The following is a 912-nucleotide window of genomic DNA, read 5'->3' as shown; positions in this document are numbered from 1 at the left end:
TTACTCGAAGTTTTGCCGGAAGTGTTTTTAACGGAGTATCGGTCAGGTTCAAATACCCACCCAGCTTTACCCCTTTGGGCCAGCTTTCAATCTTACTACCAAGCAAGTTAGCGTAACCTTTGATTTTTACGCCCGACTTGATTGTTTTCAGGGCGCTATTTTTCGCGTCTAAGCTGCCACCAACGTCTAAGCCCTTAGGCAGCTGAGTAATTGGCGTTTGGGAAATGTCCACATTCCCTTTTATGACCAAGCCAGATGGGAGTTCAGTGTATGGCTTGTTTCGAAGATCTAGATTGCCATAGTTGTCGATATGGCCAAATTTGGAATAGTAATCGAGCTCGTAAGCACTAGGAGACGAGCTAAATGCAATTAACGCGAGGGCGAAAGGGATGAAACGCATAACGATTACTTTCCAATAAAAACGACAAAAGCATAACCTAAAGAGTTAGTGACGGCTATATCGGCCTGAACTTAACTCGCCGTTGTTCGTAACGACGTGGAGGAACATCTGAGAATTAGAAGTAAGAACAAATTGCTAGAATATGAGATTCTGCCAAGAACCTGAAATACTTCCTTGCTAGTATTGTTCGGGCATAAGGGGATATTCATGAAGTTTAAAAGAGTTTCTATTTTTACTCTGAGCGCCATGTTCGCGCTATTGTCTGGTTCAGTTTTTGCCAAATCTTACAGTACGCCGGAGTCAAAGGCTTTGGTGGTTGCTGATGGTAAAATAGGCCAGCGAATTTGTTACTACGAAGATAAAGCCTATACCGCTGGTGCGGTAATCAAGGCCGATGATGTGCTTTTGGTGTGCTCTGATGAAAACGACTACGAAACCAATGGGTCGTTAAAGTGGGTTGTGTTGAAGCAAAAGAAGTGATTTAGATAAGAATAAAGCGAGCTCGTTGCTCG

General features: G+C 43.3%; 2 protein-coding genes. One reads left to right on the top strand and one right to left on the bottom strand.

The features are described 5' to 3' along the window. On the bottom strand, positions 1 to 400 hold a 400-nt coding region (locus R7Q46_RS25620; RefSeq protein ID WP_318078006.1), incomplete at its 3' end, for a hypothetical protein. 207 nt (positions 401 to 607) lie between these two features. Here R7Q46_RS25620 and R7Q46_RS25615 point away from each other — a divergent pair. Next, on the top strand, positions 608 to 880 hold the full coding sequence (locus R7Q46_RS25615; protein ID WP_318078005.1) for a YnjH family protein: 273 nt from the start codon (positions 608 to 610) through the stop codon (positions 878 to 880). Positions 881 to 912: the final 32 nt, after the last annotated feature.

This window comes from Vibrio sp. 811 (genome assembly GCF_033339195.1).
Note: the sequence above shows the minus strand (reverse complement) of the source record. Positions and strands in the feature narration are given on the sequence as shown.

Excerpts from the sequence above, each read along its gene's own strand:
- R7Q46_RS25615 (WP_318078005.1), top strand. The coding sequence starts at position 608 with ATGAAGTTTAAAAGAGTTTCTATTTTTACTCTGAGCGCCATGTTCGCG.